The organism is Ruegeria sp. BI11 (genome assembly GCF_056538005.1).
In genome coordinates, this window is the sequence record NZ_JBQFSM010000021.1 from 1 (window position 1) to 21,832 (window position 21,832).

Here is a 21,832-nt window from a genome sequence, read left to right on the forward strand (position 1 = left end):
AGGTTTAAAGACTAAAAAAACCGCCGCCCGAACCCTGCGCGTCTCGCCACGCACCGAGCTAAGTACAACCACACCGCCCACCAACAAAAAAAGACCGCCATCCGGAGACCTTGATCCATGCGCGGGACCAACCGGCAGGATGGAAAAATCCGCCACCTGACCAGGCTCGCTCAGTTGAAGCAATCAACCAAACCCTAGTCAAACACAATTGACGCCCGAAAAAGCCAACCGAACAATGCAGACGCCAAGCCATAAGGGCCTTAATAAAAATGTGGCAAGTTTTTTTCGCGCGCCGCGCGGACCCAGTTGGGGACAAACGGAATGATCTTGTCCTGCGAAGGCACCATGATCTCGATGAAGTTTGCGCCCGGGTTGGCAATGGCTTCCGACAGGATCGGCTCGATATCGGCTTCTGAGGTAATACGAGCCGTTTTGAAACCGAAACCTTCGGCCACTTTGACGTAGTCGACGGCCCCAAAATCAGTGCTCCATGGGGCGTCAACGTCATCAAGCAGGATTGCTTCTCCACGAATCCAGCCAAACGTATCGTTCCGGGTCAATATCACCGTTACGTTTTTGCCCGACCGTTTGAGCGTTTCCATATCTCCGATCACGAAGCCAAAAGACCCGTCACCGGTAAATGAAATCACCGGACCGTCATTCGCGTAAGCCGCCCCGATACAGGCGGGCACGGAATACCCCAAAGCCCCCATCGAATAATTGGTGATGTAGCGCCTGCCGTGCTTGCGAAAGGTCAGCAGAGCCGAAGGGTAGATTGCGCTGACGCCCGGCTCTGAGGTCACGACCGCATCATCCGGTAAGATCCTGTCCAGCACCTGCGACAGCCGCACAGGAGATAACGTGCCTTCTGGCATGGGAATGTTGGAATTGAATACCTTCTCGAGCGCGGTTTTCTTGACCGGGTTCAGATCGACCTTTGGCCGCTCAAGATCAGAGTGTTCGGTTTTGATGATCTCAACCATATATTCTAGGCTGGCCCGCGCGTCGCCGACCATGCCGATCTGCACAGGGAAATTGTTGCCGATATGGGCCTCGGCTATATCGAGATGCAGGAATGTCTTGCTATTTGGATCGCCGTACAGCTTCCAGTGATCGGTGGCGGCGCTGTCAGTGTTTGAGCCAATGAAAAAGATTGTGTCGGCGTCGTGGACATACTGATTTGAATATTCCATGCCGCCCCGACCACCGATCACACGCAGGGCCAGAGGATGATCTTCGGGAATGGTGCCTTTGCCCGGGGTCGTGGTCCCGACAGGTATTTGCAGCAGCTCAGCCAATTCCATGATTGTATCAGACGCCTTGGAGATCAGCCCCCCCTGCCCGCAGACAAAGGTTGGTTTTTTCGCCTTGATCAGAACTTCAATGGCTGCACGGATTTTGCTGTGATCCGCGACGGGGCGATGGGCCGGGTAATGGCTGTATTCGGGTTCCGCATAGAGATCGCTGATCTCAGCCTCTTCGCCATAAATGTTGATTGGCACCCGGATATGGACTGGAGCGGGACGCCCCGACGTCGCTACGCGGAAGGCACGACGCAGCAAAAAGGGGATGTCCTTTACATTGGTCAGGACAAAGCTTTCCTTGCAGATACTGTCATAGAGTCGGGTTTGATCGATCCCGGTCAGCCCGTGTTTCTTGTCCTGATTGATAGGAATGTCCGAGCTGAAGAAAATCACCGGAACTGAGCTGAGGAACGCCTCGGTGATGCCGGGTGTGCAGTGGGTGATGCCAGGGCTTGGAGCTTCGAGAACGCAAGGCCGACCGGTGATCTTGGCATAGGCCTCAGCCGCGTAGGAAGCCGTCCGTTCATCGCGTGTCAGGACAAATTCGATATCGCTGTGTTCGCGCCATTCCTTATACCAGCCAATCGTCGTTTCACCGGGCAGGCCGAACACATGTCGCACCCCATGAAGCTCCAGCATTTTAAGGATCACCTGCGCACCGTTCATCCACAAGGGGTCTGCCGGTTTCACCACTGTATTCTCCACTTCCAGAGTCGGTCAGTCAAAATTGTCGACAATTGATTATACAATACTGCCGACCAGTCAATACTCAGTTCAACGCTCGGCAAAAACCTGTTAACCCAATGCCCGATCCTTGCCTTGGGGAAACTGGATGACAAAAACCGAAGATCGTGTTGGTCGTGTCTATGACCTCGTGCGGAAGATGGCTGAGAACTTTGAATTCAAACCTGAATCTCAGATCAACGAGGTTGCGCTTGCCAAAAGCTTTGGCACCAGCCGGACACCCGTCCGCGAAGCGCTGAACCGACTTGTGGCCGAAGGGTTCCTGACCTTTCAGGCCAGACGGGGGTTTTTCTGCCGTCCGTTGAGCCCTTCTCAGATTCTGTCCCTGTACGAAGCCCGGATCGCAGTTGAGACAGAAGCTGTGCGGCTGGCTATTCGCAAATCCTCAGATAGTCAGCTTGCCTCGTTGCTTGAAACCCTGCGTGAAGTTTTGACTGAATATGACCGGTGCAAAGACCCCCGGCGAATGCTGGAACTGGATGAGCAATTTCACGTGGACATTGCCAAGTACTCTAGGAATCAAGAACTTGTCCGCATTCTTGAGAACCTTAATGCTCGCATCCGGTTCGTCCGCCTTATTGACCTAAAGCACGCATATCTGAACGGCGGGGTTGAAAACACAGGCAGTCAAATTCCCAGCCACCACACGATCATGCAAAGCATTGCGGACAGAAATGAAAGCGAAGCAGTCGATACCATTCGGAAACACATCGAACGCCGCCGGGAAGAGACAATAGAGGCTGTCGCCAAAGCTTTTGCCGAAATCTACTTTGTTGATGACGACGCTTAAAGTGAATGAACGGGGCTAGTGGTTGTCTGCAGATTGACAGGATTCAATGATGTCTTGCACCAGAATCTCTACCGCGCGCCTATGTACCACAGACGGCCGTGTCGCGAGGTAAAAGGTTGAGTTCCAATTCAGCTTATCCGGCGCAAGCTCTCTGAGATGATCACGGTGAGCCCAGGTTTCGATGAAGTGAACCGGAAGCGGCCCCAGATAGTGCCCAGTTTCAATCATCATCGCCATCGCTTCCATATTTGCCACGATGGCTTTTGGTTGGGCGGTCTGCAGCACCGGTGAAACCAGAATGTTATAAGATCGCTGGCAGATTTGGTGCTCCGAGATCACATCCAAATCAATTTGATCGTCCGGCAAATCAAACAAGGGGTGATCCTGACCACAATACAGGCGATGCTCTTCCTGACACAGTTCGGTGTAGGTCAGTTCCGAAACCTGATTGCGGAAGGGTGCTATAGCAACATGCAAATCCCCTGTAATCAGTTTTTGCGTCAATTCCGTTGGTGATGCCACGACGACTTCAAGTTGCACTTCGTTGGGACGGTCCAGAAAACGCTTTAGAACCTGTGCCAGGTTAAGCTCAGCCAGCGTATTGACCGCATCAACTGTACCGATCCGCAGGTCACCGGTAATGGTCCCACGCAGTTCCAGCAATTCTGCGTCAAAGTCGCGAGCGCTACGCAGGATGTCTCCGGCTTTTCGATAGGCGATTTCACCCCGTTCGGTCAGACGAAACCCACCTCGGCCACGTTCACATATCCGATAGCCTAGTGCCGTTTCCAGATCGCGGATTCGGATGCTGATCGCCGATTGCGTAATACCCAATGCGTATTGCGCATCCGTAAATCCACCGCATTCGACCACGGTCACGAAAGTCTCGAGCAGAGTATTTCTGAGCAGTTTCAATGCTTATCCGCCTTTCGGGAGTTGTTATGCCATTAGCATAAATATTTCTCATGTGAACATAAACAAGATGATATTTTTTTGTGTAATTTTCTATGCTGTCCTGATCCCTGAAGACCAAACCCAATAAGACAACAGGGAAGAAACCAACATGACCTTGACCTTTCGTCACCTCAAGATCACTGCCACAGCAGCATTGCTCGGCCTGACCCCACTCGCTGCCTTGGCCGAGGACTGGAAGTTCGCAATCGAAGAAATTCCGGGCTCGATCATGGATGCCTACGCACAGGAGTTCAAATCGCGTATCGAAGCCGCGACCGATGGCGAAGTGACTGTGACCGTCTATCCGATGGGTACGCTGGGTACACCCACTGAAACGGTGGAACAGGCCGCTGACGGCATCATCCAGTTCACCAACGTGTCGATTGGCAACCTGGGCACTGTAGTGCCGGAAAGTCAGGTTTTCCTGCTACCCTACCTGCTGCCCTCTGATCCGGCGGCGATATCGAATATCCTGAGCAGTTCGGAGACCATCTATGGCCCGCTGAACGACGATTTCCGTCAGCGTGGTCTGGAAGTCATGACCATGTATTCCGAAGGGCCGCAGGTCTGGACCACCAACCGCGAAATCCGCACGCCCGAAGATTTTGATAACTTCAAGATGCGGGTGATGGTATCGCCGATCCTGCTTGAGACGTACAAGAACATGGGCGCCAGCCCGACCCCGCTGCCGTTTGGCGAAGTGTTCGGCGCGCTGCAACTGGGCGCGGTTGACGGTCAGGTTAACCCGATCCCGACCATTGAAGAGATGAAGTTCTACGAAGTCACAAGCCACCTGATCTGGGCCGGGGAGCAAGAGCTTGTCACCACCGTCGTTGCCGGTTCGGACTGGTTTGAAACCCTCAACCCTGACCGTCAGCAGTTGGTGCGTGACACCATGGCCGACATGACCGGGTTCATTGATGGCGTCGTCACCGACTTCAACCAGCAGCGTCTGGACATCATCAAAGAAGCCAAACCTGACATCAGTCTGGTTATTCTGACCGAAGAAGAGCGTGACGCCTTCCGTGAGCGTAGCACCGGAACCTCTGCCGCTTATGTCGACACTGTTGGAGACCGTGGTCAGGAATTGCTGGACGCGTTGCAAGCGGAACTGTCGAGCAACTGATCCCTCCCATTCACTCAAAACTACCCCACGCGTCATGCGCGTGGGGGCTTTCAAAGGGGGGAAATCATGCAAAGCGATACAACAACTCCCTTCGGCTTATTGGGAAAGATTGACGCCGTTATCGGACGGATCGAAGTCTGGATCCTAGGCTGGGGGATCACCCTGATGGCCGTGAACACCATCGCGAATGTCTTTGGCAGATATGTGTTCAACCAATCCATCTATTTCTCGGAAGAGCTGAACGAGTTCCTGATCGTGATCGTCACTTTCATGGGGCTGGGATATGCCACCCGCAAGGGCATCCACATCCGCATGTCCGCCATCTATGACGCGCTGCCGGTTAAACTGCGCAAAGGCCTGATGGTGGTGATCGCCACCACCACGGCCGTCGTGATGGCTGTGCTCGCCTGGTACGCGTTTGAATATGTGCAGAAAGTCGCCTCGCGCGGGCGGATCACCCCGGCGCTGCAGTTGCCGCTGTACCTGACCTATGTCTGGGTGGTTGTCGGGTTGGCACTGGCCTCGTTCCAATACCTTCTGACCGCGATCCGGAACCTGAACTTCGCGGATGAGGACGTCTATGTCTCGTACCTCGAAATTGACAGCTATGAAGATCCGGAAACCGCGTCAGCCATCAAGAAATTCCAGGATACTGCGGAGGCAGACAAATGACCGAGTTGATGCTGGTTGTAATGATCGTCCTGCTGCTGGCAGGTTTTCCAATGAAAATGCCGTTGATTTCGGCCGCTGTGCTGGGGTTTCTCGTCTATTTCCCCGAGATGAACATGCAAATCCTGATCCAGCAGATGATCGGGGGCGTTAAACCGGCCGCGCTGATTGCGGTGCCGATGTTCATTCTCGCGGCTGATATCATCACGCGAGGCCATTCTGCCAACCGACTGATCGACCTTGTGATGAGCTTTATGGGCCATATCAAAGGCGGTCTGGCAATTTCTGTCACCTCGGCCTGCGCCTTGTTCGGGGCTGTATGTGGATCAACCCAGGCAACTGTAGTGGCCATTGGCGGGGCGATGCGGCCGCGTATGCTGAAATCGGGCTATAGCGACAGCTTTTCGATCGGGTTGATCGTAAATGCCGCTGATCTGGCCTATCTGATCCCGCCATCCATCGGCATGATCATCTATGGAGTGGTCTCGGGGACGTCGATTTCTCAGCTTTTCATCGCGGGTATCTTGCCGGGACTGCTGATCGTGGTGTTATTCTCGGCCTATTGCATGGTGTACGCATACCGTCACGATATCCCTGTACTGCCTCGTGAGGGGTGGGGACAGCGCCTGACCGCGCTGCGCAAAGCTCTGTGGCCGATGGGTTTCCCCGCCATCATCGTCGGAGGTATATATGGTGGCGTGTTCTCACCGACCGAAGCGGCTGCGATCTGCGTGCTTTATGCCGTAATCCTTGAGGTGGTGATTTTCCGCTCGATCAAAGTAGCAGACCTGTTCGACATCGCCCTGTCCACCGGTGCAATCACTTCGGTCGTGTTCATCCTGATTGCCGCAGGTGCTGCCTTTAGCTGGACTCTGAGTTTTGCCCAGGTCCCACAGACCATCATCGCAGCGCTGGGGCTGGAACAGGCCAGCCCGCTTATGGTGTTATTGGCGATCAACGTGGCGTTCTTCCTCGGCTGTATGTTCGTTGACTCGATCGTGGTTATCCTGATCCTGGTTCCGATCTTTGCGCCGATGATCAAAGCCAGCGGGCTAGACCCGGTTCTAGTCGGCGTCCTGATCACCCTGCAAGTCGCCATCGGTGCCGCCACACCACCCTTTGGCTGCAACCTGTTCACCGCCATCGCCGTATTCCGCCGCCCCTTTGTGGAGGTGGTCCGCGGAGTGCCACCCTTCTTGATCATCCTCTTGGTTGTGACTGGGTTGCTAATGGCTTTCCCTCAAATCGCGCTATTCCTACCGGAACTGGCGTACCGATAACCCATAAGAAACGGAGAAATCATGTCAGATCATGGTTATGAATCTGGTCGTCTGAACCTGCCTTTTGTCGGCATCGCGACCTTTGGCAAGAAACCTTATGTCGAGAATTGGGATAAGATCGACGCAGATGTCGCCATCCTCGGCGCGCCCTTCGATTTCGGCTGCCAGTACCGGTCCGGCGCCCGGTTCGGCCCCCGCGCCGTGCGCGAGGCGTCGACCCTGTTCAGCTTTGGCCATGCCGGGGCCTATGACCACGAGGATGATGCGACCTATCTGGCGAGCGATGTGCGTATCGTCGATCTGGGCGATGCTGATATCATCCACACTAAGACCGAGGAAAGCCATGCTAACATCGAGTATGGCGTTAAGAAAATCCTTGATGCGGGTGCTCTGCCGGTAACCATTGGTGGTGATCATTCGATCAACATCCCCTGCATTCGCGCCTTTGAGGAGGATTGCGCAAAGAACGGTCCCATCCACGTGATCCAGATCGACGCGCATTTGGATTTCGTCGACGAACGCAAAGGCATCACTGAAGGTCACGGCAACCCGATGCGCCGGGCCATCGAAAAGGATTACGTCTCGGGCATGACCCAACTGGGCATTCGCAACGTGTCCTCAACCGCGAAAGAAGGTTATGACGACGCGCGGGCCCGGGGTTCGGATATCCTGTCCGTGCGGCAGGTCCGCAAACTGGGAACCGAGGGCGTTCTGGATCGCATCCCCGAAGACGCGCGTTATTACGTCACCATTGATATCGACGCGTTCTGCCCGTCGATTGCGCCGGGAACAGGGACACCCAGCCACGGCGGGTTCCAGTACTATGATGTGCTGGAAATCGTTCAGGGACTCAGCAAGCGCGGGGATGTGGTTGGTATCGATTTGGTTGAGGTCGCCCCTGCCTATGACCAGACCGAGAGCACGCAGATCCTTGCGGCACAACTGCTGCTAAATTTCCTCGGGTTCATTTTCCACAACCGAAAATAAGATCCCTCCCCGGCAGTCCGGCGTGCCAAAATATTTCAGCTACGCGCCGGGCTGCGACCCTTACTTGTGCAGGCTTCCATGCCATGCCGCTATCCCAGATAGTCGCGCAGGCTGGGTGGTGGATTGTCAAAGAGGTCCCGGGTTGAAGCAGGAGGGTGCGCTCGTTTATCAGCCACAAGAACAGTCTGGTCAGTGATCCGGCGCGCATCCTGCGGGTCGTGGCTGACCATAAGCAGTGTTGTTCCGGTTTCGGCCAGCAACCCGGCGACAAGATCAAGCATTTCAGCCTTCAGCGCAGGCCCGAGCGCCGCAAAAGGTTCGTCCAGCAGCAATAGCTGACGACGTTGGACAAGTACCCGGGCCAATGCGACCCGGCTTTGCTGACCCCCAGACAGCTCGGCTGGCTTGCGGCCCCCCAGACCCGGCAGGGCAACCCGATACAGTGCGGATTGAACTTGAGTTTGCTCATCAACCGTCAACCGCCCGTTCGGGCGCAGGCCTAGGGCGATGTTCTGCTCGACAGTCAGGTGCGGAAACAAATTGCCATCCTGAAACAGCATCGCCAAAGGACGTTTGCCCGGGGCGAAATTGGAAATTTCTTCCCCGTCCCAAAAGATATTTCCCTGTTTGAGGTCCCGAAACCCGGCAATTGCCTCAAGCAGCGTCGACTTGCCTGCGCCGGACGGTCCTATAATGGCCACGCTGGCGCCGGACTCGACTGCAAAATCAGCCTGCAGCGAAAACTTACCGTTCTCGATGACGCAGCCTTCAAGTTTCAGCATGCAACCGCCCTCCGCGATCCAATAGCCAGAATGCCCCCATCGACAGCAATAACAGCAACAGCGCCGCCCCGGCCGCCGCCTGCATCTGATACGCGCCCATCAACCGGTATATCTGCAAAGGCAAGGTCGCGATCTGCGGATCGGCGAACAGGGCAATAACCCCTAGGTCACCCATCGACAATGCGGCTGAAAGACCGGCGGCAAAGCGGATCTGCGGACGCATTCGGGGCAGCAGGACGCGGGCAAAAAACGTTTTCTTGTCCATGTCCAGCGACAGGGCAAGTCGCCCGTTCTGAGTCACCATTTCGCGCGCCGCTGGCACCAAAATGCGTAATGCGAAAGGCAGGGCCATGACGGCGTTCACCAGTGCGGTCACAGGCAGTGCCAGTGATACAGGGTTGGCAACCGGGCGGATCAGAATGAAAAGGCCTGTGCCAATCACCAAAGGTGACGCCGCCAGCCCCAGAATGCCGCTAAGCTCTACAATTCCGTGACGTCCGGTCGCGACGGCCATGGCCATGGGCAGCGCAAGCATCAACAAAACAACGGTACTGACAGCGGCAACCAGAACCGAGATCACCGCCGCGCGGAAGACCAGGGCTGGCAACTCGAACAGCCCGGCAAAACCGGATATCACTACCGCGGCCAATGGAAGAAGCAGAAACGCAGCCGCAACTCCGATCCAGCAGGCATCAATTGTGGGCGAACCGCCATCCCATCGTCGTATCGCACGATCTAACCCCGCGCCAAACCCGTCACCACGCGCAAACTTCAAAGCGACCAGCGCAGCTGCGGCGGTCAGGGCCAGTTGCAGCGCGGATAACAGCGCCGCGCGGCCCAGATCGAAGTCATAGGTAAAGGACTGATAGATCGCGAGTTCCAGTGTCGTCGCGCGGGGCCCTCCACCAAGGGTCAGTGCGACGGCAAAGCTAGTCAGGCAAATCGCAAAGATCACGGCCAAAACGCCAGGCAGAATGCGCTTTAGCATGGGTAGTTCGATCAGACGGAACATGGCAAAGCCGTCGCACCCCAATTGCGCGGCTAGACGGAATCGTTCTGCGGGGATTTCCTGCCACGCTTGCAGGATCAGCCGCGTGGCCAAAGGCAAATTAAAGAACACATGGGCCAAAACCACCCCGTGCAGGCCGTAGATGCGCAAAGGCGGCAGGCCAAACAGCCCTAGAATGTCGGAAATCCATCCAGCACGGCCAAAAACCTGCAACAGCCCAAGGATCGCGACGATGACCGGCAGAATGAAGGGGGCACCCAACAGTGCGATCAGGGCCGACCTGCCACGAAATCGACGTCGGGCCAGCGCTCGCGCAACTGGGATGGCCAACCCGGCACTGAACAGCGCAGACAACACTGCCTGAATAAGTGTGAAACGTAATGCCGCCCAATCGGCCGGGCCGAAACCGCCCGCTGTATCAGCGCGCAGGGCCACCGCGGCCAGAGTGCCCAATATCAGCGCAGAAACCAGTGTCGCTGCGCCAACACCTGGCCAGGGGCTTACTGGCTGAGCGCGCCCAGCCATTCTGCAAGCGCCTGATCCCGCACGGCTGCGGCTTCATCCGGGGTGAACAGCAGGGACTTTTCCGGCGTGATCAGCGTGTCAAACCCCTCGGGCAGACCGGCGGCAGGAGTCACTGCCGGATACATCCAGTTGGTGGTTGGAATGATCTGCTGGAAAGTGTCCGAGACCATGAATTCCAGAAACTGATCTGCCAGTTCGGGCTGATCGGTTCCGGCCAGCTTTGCCGCAACCTCGACCTGCATATAGTGCCCTTCGTCAAAGGCCGCTGCCGCTTTGCTGGCGTCTTCCTCGGCGATCAGGTGGTAAGCGGGTGACGTGGTGTAGCTGAGCACCATGTCGGCCTCACCCTCAAGAAACAGACCATACGCCTCGGACCAGCCTTTTGTCACGGTCACGATATTATCGGCAAGTCCGGCCCAAATCTCTGGCGCTTCGTCACCATAGGCTGCCTTGACCCACAACAGCAGCCCCAGACCCGGAGTAGAAGAACGCGGGTCTTGAATTATGATCTTGGTTTCACCCTCGGCCAGTTCACGGAAATTGGCAGGTGCTGCCGCATCAGCGTTATGGACGAAAGCGAAATAACCCCAGTCATAAGGCGCAAACACGTCGTCTGCCCATTCAATTGGGAGAGTATAGTCAGCACTGACAGAGTTAGAGGCAAACAAGCCGGTTTCCTTGGCTGCCGTAATCAGGCCTGTATCCAATCCAAGGACTACATCGGCGTCTGTGTTTTCGCCCTCAAGCCGAAGACGCGACAGCAGCGCTGCACCATCCTCGACGCCCACAAGATTCAGATCGCAGTCACAAACTGCCTCGAACGCCTCTACCACCTTGGGACCCGGACCCCAATCCGAGACAAAGCTGTCATAGGTGTAAACGGTCAGCTGAGGTTTGTCGGCTGCTACAGCCGCTGTGGCGCTCAGAAGTCCCGCAGCAATCATCAGATGTTTCATGTCATCCTCCATTGCGGCGAGAGGGCAAGGATGGATGAAACCGTTACCTTTCCCTCCGCCGGTTCTAGCCGGTTCAGGTTCTACGGGTTCGCCAAAGGCATCTCAGCGCAGCAGGCCACGCACCCCGAGGTGAGGTCGTGACTAGGGTGGATCGGATCAAAAGACAACCGGATTTACGTGTTTTTGGCTTTTTCAATGGTCTGACTGCCTGACCTCAGCAATGTGGTGACCGTTCGGGTCTAAACTGATTTTGGTATCGGTTGGTTTCGAAACCCCGGGCCAAACGAGGCTTGGCTGGCCTAAACCTGGCTCAATCGCCAGTCTCAGTGATCAGCCATTCCTGGACCTGACGTACTTCGCGGCGCGTATTGCTAGGGTTTCGCACGTCAACAAAATAGGCATGAGTTGGCGAGATATTTTCATCGAAAAGGCGAACAACCCTGCCCTCAGCCAGGTCTTGATCGATCAGCGGCAGCCAGCCAATCGTGACGCCCTGACCTTGTGCTGCGCCACGCAACAAGACGTTGGCGTCCTCGAAAATTGGCCCCTGCAAAGGATTGTCGACCGGCACGCCCATTGTCGCAAACCAATCCAGCCATCCCCAATGGTTCTTTTGATGTAGCAGTGGCAGACGCAACAGATCCGCCGGGTGTTCAATGTGACCGTTGGCACAGACAAAGCTGCGGGATGCAATTGCAACAGGACTGAGCTCCAGCAGCTTAAGTGCATCACCCGTTCTTTCCGCCATGCGTGCCCAACGGATAACGATATCGACGTTTTTCGTATCGAACGTTCCGGGCTGGAACGAAGGTACTACTTCCAGTTCGATATCCGGATGCGTCGCCCAAAGGTCACTTACTCGCGGCATCAACCAGCGCGCCGTGAAAATCGGCCCGGCCGATATGCGAACGGCTTTGCGCGCACTGCGGTGCAACGTGCGCACGGCGTTATCCAGAACTCCGAACGCCTGGCTTGTGGCTTTGGCCAAGCGCCTGCCGTCTTCTGTCAAAGCAACGTCCCGACCTTCGCGGCGGAACAATTTGACGCCGAGCTGATCTTCTAACCCCCTTACATGGTGGCTGATGGCAGTCGGTGTAACGGACAAATCCTCAGCAGCGGCACGGAAGCTGCCATGCCGGGCGGCTGCATCAAAGGCGCGTAAGGCAGGAAGAGACGCTTTCACAATATACCTATTGATAAGTTAAACTCATTAATTGCTGAGAAACTTGCCTTTGTAAATTTATTCTACACCTGTTCATCATGTGTTTGCAGCAAATTGAGCTCATGAGTCGATGACCCAGGCAAACCGACGGCGCGGTCGTAAAGACCGTTTAAAACAGGTAACGGACACCGACGCCCCCGCACCCGTTTGGCCCGGTGTGGTCGGTGGGCGCTTAAAGCCGCTTACCCTGGATGAGGTGACTCTGATCGGAGAAACCGCGTTCTCGCTATTGGAGACGCTAGGATTGAGCCAGCCCATTCCGTCTATGGTTGAAAAGGTCACCACTGCGGGTGGCGCCATGACCCCGGACGGTCGGTTGCTGTTTCCGCGAATGCTGGTGCAATGGGCGATCGACGGGGCGCAGCGCGGATTTACCCTATGCGGTCAAAATCCCGACCATGACCTTAAGATCGAGGCGGCGCGGGTGCATATGTCCACTGGTGGTGCTGCGCCCGGCGTGTTCGACCTTGAAACGCATGAATATCGCGACTCGACCCTGCAAGACCTCTACGACGCAGCGCGGATCGTGGACCGGTTGGAGAATATTCACCATTTCAGCCGTTCGGTTGTGGCGCGTGATATTGAAGATACTGCGCTGATGGACCTGAACACGGCCTATGCCTGTCTGGCAGGCACTTCTAAACACGTTTCAATTTCGATCACCGAACCGCAGAACGTCGCCCAAATCGCGCGCCTTTGCTATAATATCGCAGGCAGCGAAGCGGCATTTCGCGCCCGGCCCTTTCTCACGGTAATGGCCTGCCATGTCGTACCGCCCATGCGGTTTGCCGAAGAAGCCTGCGAGGTGCTGGAGCACGCAATCAAGGCTGGTTTTCCTGTTCAGCTGATTAGTGCCGGACAGGCCGGGGCGACAAGCCCGGCGACAATTGCTGGTTCCTTGGTTCAAGCCGTTGCCGAAACTCTGGCGGGTCTTGTCTTTGCCCGTCTAGTCGATCCTCAGGTCAAGGCCATCTTTGCTCCCAAGCCTCTTGTTGCCGATCTGCGCACCGGTTCAATGAGCGGTGGTGGCGGCGAACAGGCCATCTTGATGGCCGGTGCCGCGCAGATGGGACGACATTGGGATTTGCCCACCAGTTCGATTGCCGGGATTACTGATGCCAAACGGCTGGACGCGCAATATGGGGCCGAGAAAGCGCTTGCCGTGACCATGGCGGCACATGCGGGTTCGAACATCGTCACCCAGGCCGCAGGTATGATGTCCAGCCTGCTGGGCGTCAGCCATGCGGCCTATGTCAGCGACAATGATCTTCTGGGCAATATCCTGCGAACAATCCGGGGCGTCGAAGCCACACCCGAAAATATAGCCGCCGACGTCATCGCGCAGGTCTGTCGCGGCGAAGGACACTATCTAGGTGAGCAGCACACGTTCAGTCGAATGAAATCGGACTATTTCTACCCGGAAGTTGGCGACCGTCGTGACCCCCGCGCCTGGCAAGAGGACGGGGCGCATCGCGTGGGCGACGTGGCACGCAACCGTACCCGAGAGATTCTCAGCAGCCACTACCCCGATCACTTGCCGGACGCAGTGGATCGTACAGTGCGCAAGACCTTCGATATTCGCCTAACCCGAACACAGATCGGACGCCCGGAATGAACAGCTCTGAACTCAGCACACGCGCCCGTACCGCCCTGCCCGGAGGCGTCAGCCATGAATTGCGATACCGTGAACCGCACCCGATCTTCGTCGATCGCGCGGTGGGGGCCGAGAAATGGGACATCGACGGGCGGCGGTTCATCGACTTTAAGATGGGTAGCGCTAGCCAAATGTTGGGACACTGCCATCCGGCCATTGTCGAGGCGATACAGAAACAAGCGCAACGATCGATCTTCAGCGCGGATTGCCATGCCACGGAAATCGAATGGGCCGAATGGATCAACCGCTTATACCCGTCAGCCGAGCGTACCCGCTTTACCGCATCCGGCACCGAGGCCACGATGTTGGCCTTGCGTTTGGGGCGAGCCTTCTCTGGCAAAGATCATGTGTTGCGGTTGGATGGCCACTTCCACGGCTGGCACGACCATGCGCTGAAAGGGGCCAAACCCGGAAACAACCGGGCCACATCGCTTGGCATTCCGCAGGTGGTCAACGATCTGATCCACATCTGCGCCGCCGATCCCACGGCAATGGCACTCGCCTTACAGGATGATCGCATCGGAACCGTGATCATCGAAGTGTCCGGCGCGAATTACGGCTGCGTGCCAATGAAAACAGAGACCTTGAAAGCCCTGCATAACGTGGCGCGCGACGCAGGGGTCGTCTTGATCTTTGACGAGATCATCACCGGCTTTCGCTGGTCGCCCGGTGGGCGTCAGGCGCGCGACAGACTTAACCCTGACTTGACGACGCTGGCCAAGATTGCGACCGGCGGTCTACCTGGCGGGGTGGTGAGCGGACGGGCTGAAATCATGGAACTGCTGAACAACACTACCGAACGCAAGGGCATCGCCCCGGCAGTCAGCCACAAGGGCACCTTCAACGCATCTCCACTGGTTGCAGCAGCGGCCTGTGCGGCAATGCCTCTGCTGTCGGACGGGACCACACAGGCCAGGGCTGATGCGATGGCGCAGCGGATGCGCGATGGCATGAACCGCGCAATTCGAGATATGGAAGTGACCGGGCTGGCCTATGGTGACAGCTCGGTCTTTCATGTGCTTTTTGGTCGCGACAATCTTGACGGCCTCAGCCCCGCGCAAATCCGGGGCCTGTCAAAGACTGTGGTCAAGGCCTATCGCGATGGGATGTCGGCACGTGGCGTTGATATCATGTCCTATACGTCTGGCGTGACCAGCGGCGCCCATACGCCTGATCTGGTGGACGAGGCGCTGGATGCGTTTCGCGCGACTCTCACCGATATGGTACGAGACGGGATAATTTCATGACTTTGCCTAGCCAGGCCCGGACCGTCATCATCGGGGGCGGCGTGATCGGATGCTCGATTGCCTATCACCTAGCCCGCGAAGGGCGCAGGGATATCGTGATCCTTGAACGCTCGAAACTCACCAGCGGCACCACGTGGCATGCTGCGGGACTGGTGCGACGGTTGCGCCCTTCGGCCGCGCTGACCCGGTTGATCAACTATTCGATCGACCTCTACGGCGAGCTTGAGGTTGAAACCGGACAAGCAACGGGCTGGGTCCAAACCGGCAGCCTAACCCTGGCAACGAACCCCGACAGGCTGACCAATATCAAACGGCAGGTTTCTTTGGGCCGTGCTTTCGGGCTCGAAGCTGAGGTTGTCGACGCCGCTCGCGCCAAAGAGCTGTGGCCACTAATCAAAGCCGACGACGTTATAGGCGCAGTCTGGTCCCCAGCGGACGGGCGCGTAAACCCATCGGATGTGGCTTTAGCCCTATCAAAAGGGGCAAGGGCGCGTGGGGTACAGATCTTCGAAGATACACCCGTCACAGGGCTGCAAAAACACGGCCAACGGATTTCGGGGGTCGAGGTCGGTGATCATGTCATCGCGGCCGAAGAGGTTGTGATCGCCAGTGGCCTCTGGTCGCGCGAAGTGGCCGCGATGTGCGGGGCGAACATGCCGCTATATGCGTGCGAACATTTCTACATGCTGACCAAACCGCTGCCCGAGGTGCAAGCCTTGGGCAAGGGAGCGCATCTGCCGACGCTCAACGATCAGGATGCCTATCTTTATGCCCGCGACGACGTTGAGGGTTTGCTAGTCGGATCGTTCGAGCCGCACGCCAAAGGTATCTCGACCCGTGATCTGCCTGCCGATTTTTCATTCGATCTGCTGGACGAGGATTGGGACCACTTCATGCCGATGATGGAGAATGCCTTGCGTCGCATCCCGGCGTTGGAGCGGGCCGAAATCCGGATGTTGTTGAACGGACCCGAAAGCTTCACCCTGGACAGCCAGTTTATGATGGGTGAGAGCCCAGAGGTGCCGGGGTTGTTCCTGATGGGCGGCATGAATTCAACCGGTATCGCCTTGGCTGGCGGGGCGGGAAAAGCGATGGCCGAATGGATCATCGCAGGCGAGCCGACGATGGAGCTGAACGAGGCCGACATTCGTCGCTTTGGTCCGGAAATGAACGTGCTGAGCGCGCTTGAGGCACGCATTCCCGAAGTTCTTGGGCGGCATTACGACAACCCCTATCCTGGCCGGTCTATGGACACTGCGCGAGGTCAGCGCCGCTCACCCGTTCATGTGGGCCTGTTGGCGGCAGGCGCCCATTTCGAAGCGCGTAACGGGTGGGAACGTGCAGTGCATTTCGGTGGCGAAACAATGCATCTGCCCCTGACATTCGGCGTGCCAAGATGGCGGGATCAAGTGGGTGCCGAAGTTGACGCCTGCCGGACCGGCGCGGCCATTCTGGATCAATCCGCCTTTGGTAAGATCATGGTGCAAGGACCGGATGCCTGCGCATTTCTCAACCGCTTATGTACAGCTCAGATGGATATAGCCGAAGGCCAGATCGCTTATACGCAAATCCTCAACGCACGTGGCGGGATTGAAAGTGACCTGACCGTGCAACGTCATGGGCCTGAGACCTATTTGATGATCGTTGGTGCCGGAGAAGTGGTGCGTGTCATGCAACGGATGCGCAAGACACGCGGAGATTTCCGTGCGGAATTCACCGACGTGACCAGTGGCTATGCGGTTCTTGGCCTTGCCGGAACCAAGGCACGCGATGTGTTACAGGCCACTTCGAACACGCCGGTTCCCGACTTGAAACGGTTCACTTTCGCACCGATTGAAATCGGGTTGGCACATGGTTGGGCTGGGCGGCTGAGTTTTGCCGGCGAAGAAGGGTATGAGCTGTACACCACCGCTGACATGGCCATGACCGCGCACGAGGCACTGGTCGCCGCTGGAGCAACACATGCGGGCCTTTATGCAAGTGGCTCGCTGAGGATCGAATCCGGGTTTCGCGCCTTCGGCCACGAGTTGACACCCGGCACCACCCCTTTGGAGGCCGGATCGGATCGCTTCTGCGCCTTCGGGACTGGATTTGTTGGCGAAGAGGCCCTGAACAAGGCTGAGCCACCTGCTCGGCAGATCGTGTCCTTGCTGTTCGATGACCCTTCAGCCATTCCGATTCATGATGAGCCAATCTATTTCGACGGTACCGTTGTGGGGCAGATCACTTCTGCCGCGTGGAGCTACCGCTATGGGCGCTCGGTGGCTTTGGCGATGATCTCGGCACCGCTGGATTTGCTAGCCAAACAAGATGTGGTGCCAGGCTTCGAGGTTGAAATCGCCTGCGTCCGGTTTGGTGCCAAGGCCTCCTTAAAGCCCGCCAAGGAGGTTTTTTGATGTCCGAAACGCAGCGCACCACACGGGTTGCGATCATCGGTGGCGGCATCATGGGCGTTGCCGCGCAATACCAACTGGCTGAAAACGGCTGGACCGACACGACTCTGTTTGAAAAGGCCGAGCTGACCTCAGGTTCGACCTGGCACGCGGCGGGGCAGATCGCCCATGCCGTTGGCAGCCGGGTCATGGGGTGGATCAACAAAACCTCGATCGAGACCTACAAGCGCGTGGAAGAGGAAACCGGCCAAAGTATCGGCTGGCATGAGGTCGGCGGGCTCCGCATCGCCACTACCGATGATGAGGTCGACTGGTTGAAGTCGATCATGGGGGCGGGCAAACTGCTGAACCTGCCAATGGAGTTGGTTGGCCCTAAGGACGTCTCCAAGATCAATCCATTCTACAAGGTTGATGACGTGAAAGCAGCGGTGCGCACGTTTGAAGACGGGCACATTGACCCCTCAGGCGTGACTATGGCGTTGGCAACCGCCACCCGGGCAAAGGGGGCGAGGATTGAGCGACATAACCGGGTCGTTGGGGCCAGCCGCAAGGGCGATATGTGGTTGTTGCGCACAGAAACAGGCGATGTTCTGGCCGAACATGTGGTGATCGCCGCGGGGTCCTACGCCAATCAGGTGGGCACCTGGTTCGGGCTGAAGATCCCGTCGGTTTCATGCCTGCATCACTATCTGGTCACCGACACCGTGCCCGAGTTTGAGAACCGTCCGGAAATGCCGGTCATGCGCGACAATGCCTTTGGCGGCTATATCCGGCAGGAACAGAAATCCGGGCTGATAGGCATCTACGAAGGCCATGTGTGCCCGACTATCTGGGAAATGCCTCAGGGGGCGCCCTGGGCGGCTGAAAATGAGTTGTTCGAAGCCGACTATGACGCGATCGGAGATTTCCTGATGGTGGCTTTGGGCAAGATGCCGATCCTGGCCGATCTGGGCATCAAACGTGTCGTGCGCGGTGCGATTACCCATACGCCAGATGGCGGTATGCTAGTGGGGCCGTCTGGAGCGCCTAACGTTTGGTTGGCTTGCGGCTCGTCCATCGGCCTCGCTTGGGGAGGGGGCGCAGGTAAGGTCTTGGCCGACTGGATGGTGCATGGTGAAACTGAAATCAACAGCCGCAGCCTTGATCCTCGCCGTTATGGTGACTTTGCTAGCGACCAGTTCATTCTGGAACGTACAAAGGATGAATTCATGCGGCGCCACGACACGCCCTGCCCCGGCAAGCAGTTCACCGCATTGCGACCATTAAACCGCCACCCGCTTTATGATCGCCTTGCGGCCAAAGGTGCAGTGTTCGGCGAGATCGCAGGTTGGGAACGGCCACGGTATTTCGGTGCGGTAGGCGAGATTGAGCAGATCGGTTGGGGTCATCAACCTTGGCACGCGCACGCGCTGCACGAGGCGCAAACCACCAGGCAGGCTGCGGGCGTTATCGACCTTTGCGCCTTTGCTCAGTTCGAGATCACCGGAAAGGATGCAGGCAAGCTACTGGATCGTCTTTCGGCCAACCGCATCCCGCGTAAAGACGGGCGGATGAGCCTCAATCACCTGCTCACCGAAAAGGGCCGGTTTGAAACCGAGATCACCATTTGGCGTTTGGCCGAAGATCACTATTTCACGGGTTCACCCATTGCGCGAGCGGTACCGGATTTCGACTGGATCAAACGCCATATCCGGCCCGGTGAAGATGTTCAGATGGTCAATCGCAGCAGCAATTGGGGGATGCTGGCACTGTCCGGACCGTCCTCACGCCGAATTTTGGCAATGTTGACCGACACCGATCTGTCCAATGCTGCCTTTCCTTGGTTGTCCGGTCAAAAGATCAAGGTGGCTGGCGTATCCTGCTATGCGCTGCGGGTTTCCTTTGTGGGCGAATTGGGATGGGAGTTGCACGCGCCGTTAGAACATATCGCCACGCTTTACGACGCGCTGTTCCGGGTGGGCGTTGCCCATGGCCTAATTGATCTAGGCTCATATGCTTTCAACGGCATGCGCATGGAAAAAGCCTATCGCGCAAGCGCAGAGTTAACCACCGATATCGGGCCATTCGACGTGGGGTTGGAGCGCTTTGTCAGCGCTCAAGATCGTGATTTCCTGGGCAGAGAAGCATTGCTGTCCCGTGATCCCGACTGGACGCTGTTCTACGCTGAGCTGCATGCTGACAATATTGACATTCAAGGCGGCGAACCGGTCTTGTTGGAGGGCATACCCGTCGGTCTGACCACCTCGGGTGGGTTTGGCTACACAGTCGGGAAGTCCCTGGGCTGGCTGTTCGTGCGCAAAGACACCCCGCGCCAAGGCCTGAGCGTGCAAATTCTGAACCGACAGGTTTCGGTCACCGTCCATGATGACGCCCTGTTCGATCCTCAAAACCAACGACCCCGGAGTGACGATGTTTAGCGTGACCCAGAACCAAAAGGTAAACTCACGATGACGAACCTCATCAACGGCGGCGAGGCCGTCTATCGCGTTCTCAAAGCCAATGGGATCGATAAAGTGTTCGGACTGTTGGGTGGCTCAATGCTCGAACTCTATGACGCCATTTATCAAGGTGGTGAGATTGCCTATGTCGGCGCACGGGATGAACGCGCGGCCGGACATATGGCAGATGGCTGGGCACGAATGACCGGCAAACCCGGCGTCGTTCTGGGGGCGCAGGCCGGGCCAGGCGTCGTCAATCTTGTAACAGCCGTGGCCGAGGCGCACCTGGCGTATTCTCCGATGGTCGTGATTGCTGGGGCTATCTCCCGCGCTGATCAAGGCAAAGATACCTTTCAAGAGGTCGATCAGGTCGCCCTTTTTGCCCCGATCTGCAAACGGTCGGTTATGGTCACCGACCCATCACGGCTGGTTCCGATGCTAGAGGATGCAATCCGGCTGGCCAACACCGGTCGTCGAGGGCCGGTAGTATTGCATATACCCCGCGATCTCTTCGCCACCGAATTGCCTGTGATTGACCCCAAACCGGTGCAAATCGCCCGTTCAGGTTCGGCGGCACCCGCCGAAATTACTGCAATCGCTGATCTTCTAGCAGGCGCACAGCGCCCGGTCATTTTCGCCGGAGGCGGATTCAAATGGGGGGCTGGGCGCAATGCTCTGACGGCTTTGGCAGAGACGCTCGAGGTGCCCGTGGTTGCCTCGACAGGACACGCCGATGTGTTGCGCCACCGCCATCCGTGGTACGCCGGTCAGGCCGGGCCACGCGGAAACTGGGTGGCCAGCCGATTGACCAAAGAGGCGGATGTTATTGTCGTACTCGGGGCGCGCCTTGGCTTCAACTCGACCTTCCATTCAAACGACTACGTCGGGGTCGACACCCGAATTGCCCAAGTTGATATCGAAGGCTCTGCCGTGGGTCGCTATTTCCCGGCTGAAATCGCCGCGCAGGGCGATGCACGCCTGACTGCCGAAGCATTGGCCGATATCGCTAAAAAACCCAACTGCGATACATGGCGAGAGAGTTTCCACGCCGATATAGAGAACCTCTGGATCGAGCGCGCGAAGGAAGCCGCGATCGAGACCCTACCCATGCATCCCCGCCGCGCATTGGCGGAACTGCGCGCCGCGTTGCCCGAGGACGCTGTCGTCACCCTGGACACCGGCAATACCTGCCTTCAGGCCGCCGACCGGCTGGCCCATTACGCGCCGATGTCCCTGATCACACCCTTGGATTTCGGGTTGGTCGGGTTTGGGCTGGCTGCAGCCATAGGGGCCAAGGCTGCAGCACCCGACCGCCCGGTAGTGGCCATCATGGGAGACGGCGCCATTGGCTATACGATGATCGAAATTCAAACGGCCATTTCGCATAATTTGCCTATCACCATCGTGGTCCTGGACAATGAAGCGTGGGGCGCCGAAAAAGCTTATCAAAATGAATTCTTCGGCGGGCGATTGTTCGGCGCTGAAATCAAAAGCCCCCGTTTCGATACCTTCGCCGAGCTTTGCGGTGGTCAGGGTATCTGGGTCGACGGGCCGAGTGACCTGGAACCTGCACTGCAGCAGGCTATTGCTTCAGGCAAGACCACAGTCATTCAGGCTAAGATTGATCCGGGCGCGCTGATGACGCTTCGCAAGGATCTGTTCCAAACAGTACAGAAGTAAGTACAAAACGAAGAACCAGAGATAAATTATTGCCGCCGTCAGCGCATAGTCACATTAGAGCATGGTTCTTGT

At 57.1% G+C, this 21,832-nt stretch carries 16 protein-coding genes and 1 riboswitch; of the genes, 10 read left to right on the plus strand and 6 right to left on the minus strand.

Features of this window, described 5'->3' with window-relative positions; genetic code table 11:
• Positions 1-260: 260 nt before the first annotated feature.
• Positions 261-1,997 (minus strand): thiamine pyrophosphate-binding protein, encoded by a 1,737-nt coding sequence (locus ACR0DT_RS23915; protein WP_480713174.1) that lies wholly within the window; start codon positions 1,995-1,997, stop codon positions 261-263.
• A gap of 139 nt (positions 1,998-2,136) precedes the next feature.
• On the opposite strand from ACR0DT_RS23915, the gene ACR0DT_RS23920 reads away from it, so the two are divergent.
• A complete protein-coding gene (locus tag ACR0DT_RS23920; protein ID WP_480713175.1) occupies positions 2,137-2,838 on the plus strand; it encodes a GntR family transcriptional regulator in 702 nt (233 codons plus the stop codon).
• A gap of 15 nt (positions 2,839-2,853) precedes the next feature.
• Here the strand turns inward: ACR0DT_RS23920 and ACR0DT_RS23925 are convergent, their stop codons facing one another.
• Positions 2,854-3,753 carry a LysR family transcriptional regulator gene (locus ACR0DT_RS23925; RefSeq protein WP_480713176.1) on the minus strand — a complete coding sequence of 300 codons (900 nt, stop codon included), beginning with the start codon at positions 3,751-3,753 and terminating at the stop codon, positions 2,854-2,856.
• A gap of 148 nt (positions 3,754-3,901) precedes the next feature.
• Between ACR0DT_RS23925 and ACR0DT_RS23930 the strand changes: the two genes are divergently transcribed.
• The 4 genes from ACR0DT_RS23930 to speB all read left to right on the plus strand — a co-directional run bounded on the left by ACR0DT_RS23930 (position 3,902) and on the right by speB (position 7,854).
• Positions 3,902-4,918 carry a TRAP transporter substrate-binding protein gene (locus ACR0DT_RS23930; protein WP_480713177.1) on the plus strand — a complete coding sequence of 339 codons (1,017 nt, stop codon included), beginning with the start codon at positions 3,902-3,904 and terminating at the stop codon, positions 4,916-4,918.
• 66 nt (positions 4,919-4,984) lie between these two features.
• A complete protein-coding gene (locus ACR0DT_RS23935) occupies positions 4,985-5,590 on the plus strand; it encodes a TRAP transporter small permease (RefSeq protein WP_480713178.1) in 606 nt (201 codons plus the stop codon).
• Entirely contained in the window at positions 5,587-6,867 is a 1,281-nt protein-coding gene (locus tag ACR0DT_RS23940) for a TRAP transporter large permease (protein WP_480713179.1), read from the plus strand. The genes ACR0DT_RS23935 and ACR0DT_RS23940 overlap by 4 nt, the downstream gene beginning before the upstream one ends.
• Positions 6,868-6,888: 21 nt before the next feature.
• Positions 6,889-7,854 (plus strand): agmatinase, encoded by a 966-nt coding sequence (gene speB / locus ACR0DT_RS23945; RefSeq protein ID WP_480713180.1) that lies wholly within the window; start codon positions 6,889-6,891, stop codon positions 7,852-7,854.
• A gap of 89 nt (positions 7,855-7,943) precedes the next feature.
• On the opposite strand, the gene ACR0DT_RS23950 is transcribed toward speB, so the two are convergent.
• From ACR0DT_RS23950 to ACR0DT_RS23965, 4 genes are all read right to left on the minus strand, one after another.
• Positions 7,944-8,636: a thiamine ABC transporter ATP-binding protein gene (locus tag ACR0DT_RS23950; RefSeq protein WP_480713181.1), complete on the minus strand. Its 693-nt coding sequence runs from the start codon at positions 8,634-8,636 to the stop codon at positions 7,944-7,946.
• Entirely contained in the window at positions 8,623-10,170 is a 1,548-nt protein-coding gene (locus ACR0DT_RS23955; protein ID WP_480713182.1) for an ABC transporter permease family protein, read from the minus strand. Before ACR0DT_RS23955 ends, ACR0DT_RS23950 begins: the two co-directional genes overlap by 14 nt.
• Positions 10,146-11,126: a thiamine ABC transporter substrate binding subunit gene (gene thiB, locus ACR0DT_RS23960; RefSeq protein WP_480713183.1), complete on the minus strand. Its 981-nt coding sequence runs from the start codon at positions 11,124-11,126 to the stop codon at positions 10,146-10,148. Before thiB ends, ACR0DT_RS23955 begins: the two co-directional genes overlap by 25 nt.
• Positions 11,127-11,158: 32 nt before the next feature.
• A riboswitch (TPP riboswitch) is annotated at positions 11,159-11,263 on the minus strand.
• A gap of 173 nt (positions 11,264-11,436) precedes the next feature.
• A complete protein-coding gene (locus tag ACR0DT_RS23965; protein WP_480713184.1) occupies positions 11,437-12,309 on the minus strand; it encodes a LysR family transcriptional regulator in 873 nt (290 codons plus the stop codon).
• Positions 12,310-12,418: 109 nt separating this feature from the next.
• On the opposite strand from ACR0DT_RS23965, the gene ACR0DT_RS23970 reads away from it, so the two are divergent.
• The 5 genes from ACR0DT_RS23970 to ACR0DT_RS23990 are packed head-to-tail and all read left to right on the plus strand — an operon-like array spanning position 12,419 to position 21,760.
• The gene (locus ACR0DT_RS23970) at positions 12,419-13,963 is read left to right on the plus strand and encodes a trimethylamine methyltransferase family protein (protein WP_480713185.1); all 1,545 of its coding nucleotides are present in this window, start codon (positions 12,419-12,421) and stop codon (positions 13,961-13,963) included.
• Positions 13,960-15,249, plus strand: coding sequence for an aspartate aminotransferase family protein (locus ACR0DT_RS23975; protein ID WP_480713186.1), 1,290 nt, complete (start codon positions 13,960-13,962; stop codon positions 15,247-15,249). The genes ACR0DT_RS23970 and ACR0DT_RS23975 overlap by 4 nt, the downstream gene beginning before the upstream one ends.
• Positions 15,246-17,645 (plus strand): GcvT family protein, encoded by a 2,400-nt coding sequence (locus ACR0DT_RS23980; RefSeq protein WP_480713187.1) that lies wholly within the window; start codon positions 15,246-15,248, stop codon positions 17,643-17,645. The genes ACR0DT_RS23975 and ACR0DT_RS23980 overlap by 4 nt, the downstream gene beginning before the upstream one ends.
• Positions 17,645-20,059 carry an FAD-dependent oxidoreductase gene (locus tag ACR0DT_RS23985; RefSeq protein ID WP_480713188.1) on the plus strand — a complete coding sequence of 805 codons (2,415 nt, stop codon included), beginning with the start codon at positions 17,645-17,647 and terminating at the stop codon, positions 20,057-20,059. The genes ACR0DT_RS23980 and ACR0DT_RS23985 overlap by 1 nt, the downstream gene beginning before the upstream one ends.
• A 30-nt stretch (positions 20,060-20,089) precedes the next feature.
• Positions 20,090-21,760: a thiamine pyrophosphate-binding protein gene (locus ACR0DT_RS23990; RefSeq protein ID WP_480713189.1), complete on the plus strand. Its 1,671-nt coding sequence runs from the start codon at positions 20,090-20,092 to the stop codon at positions 21,758-21,760.
• The last annotated feature ends 72 nt before the right edge of the window (positions 21,761-21,832 follow it).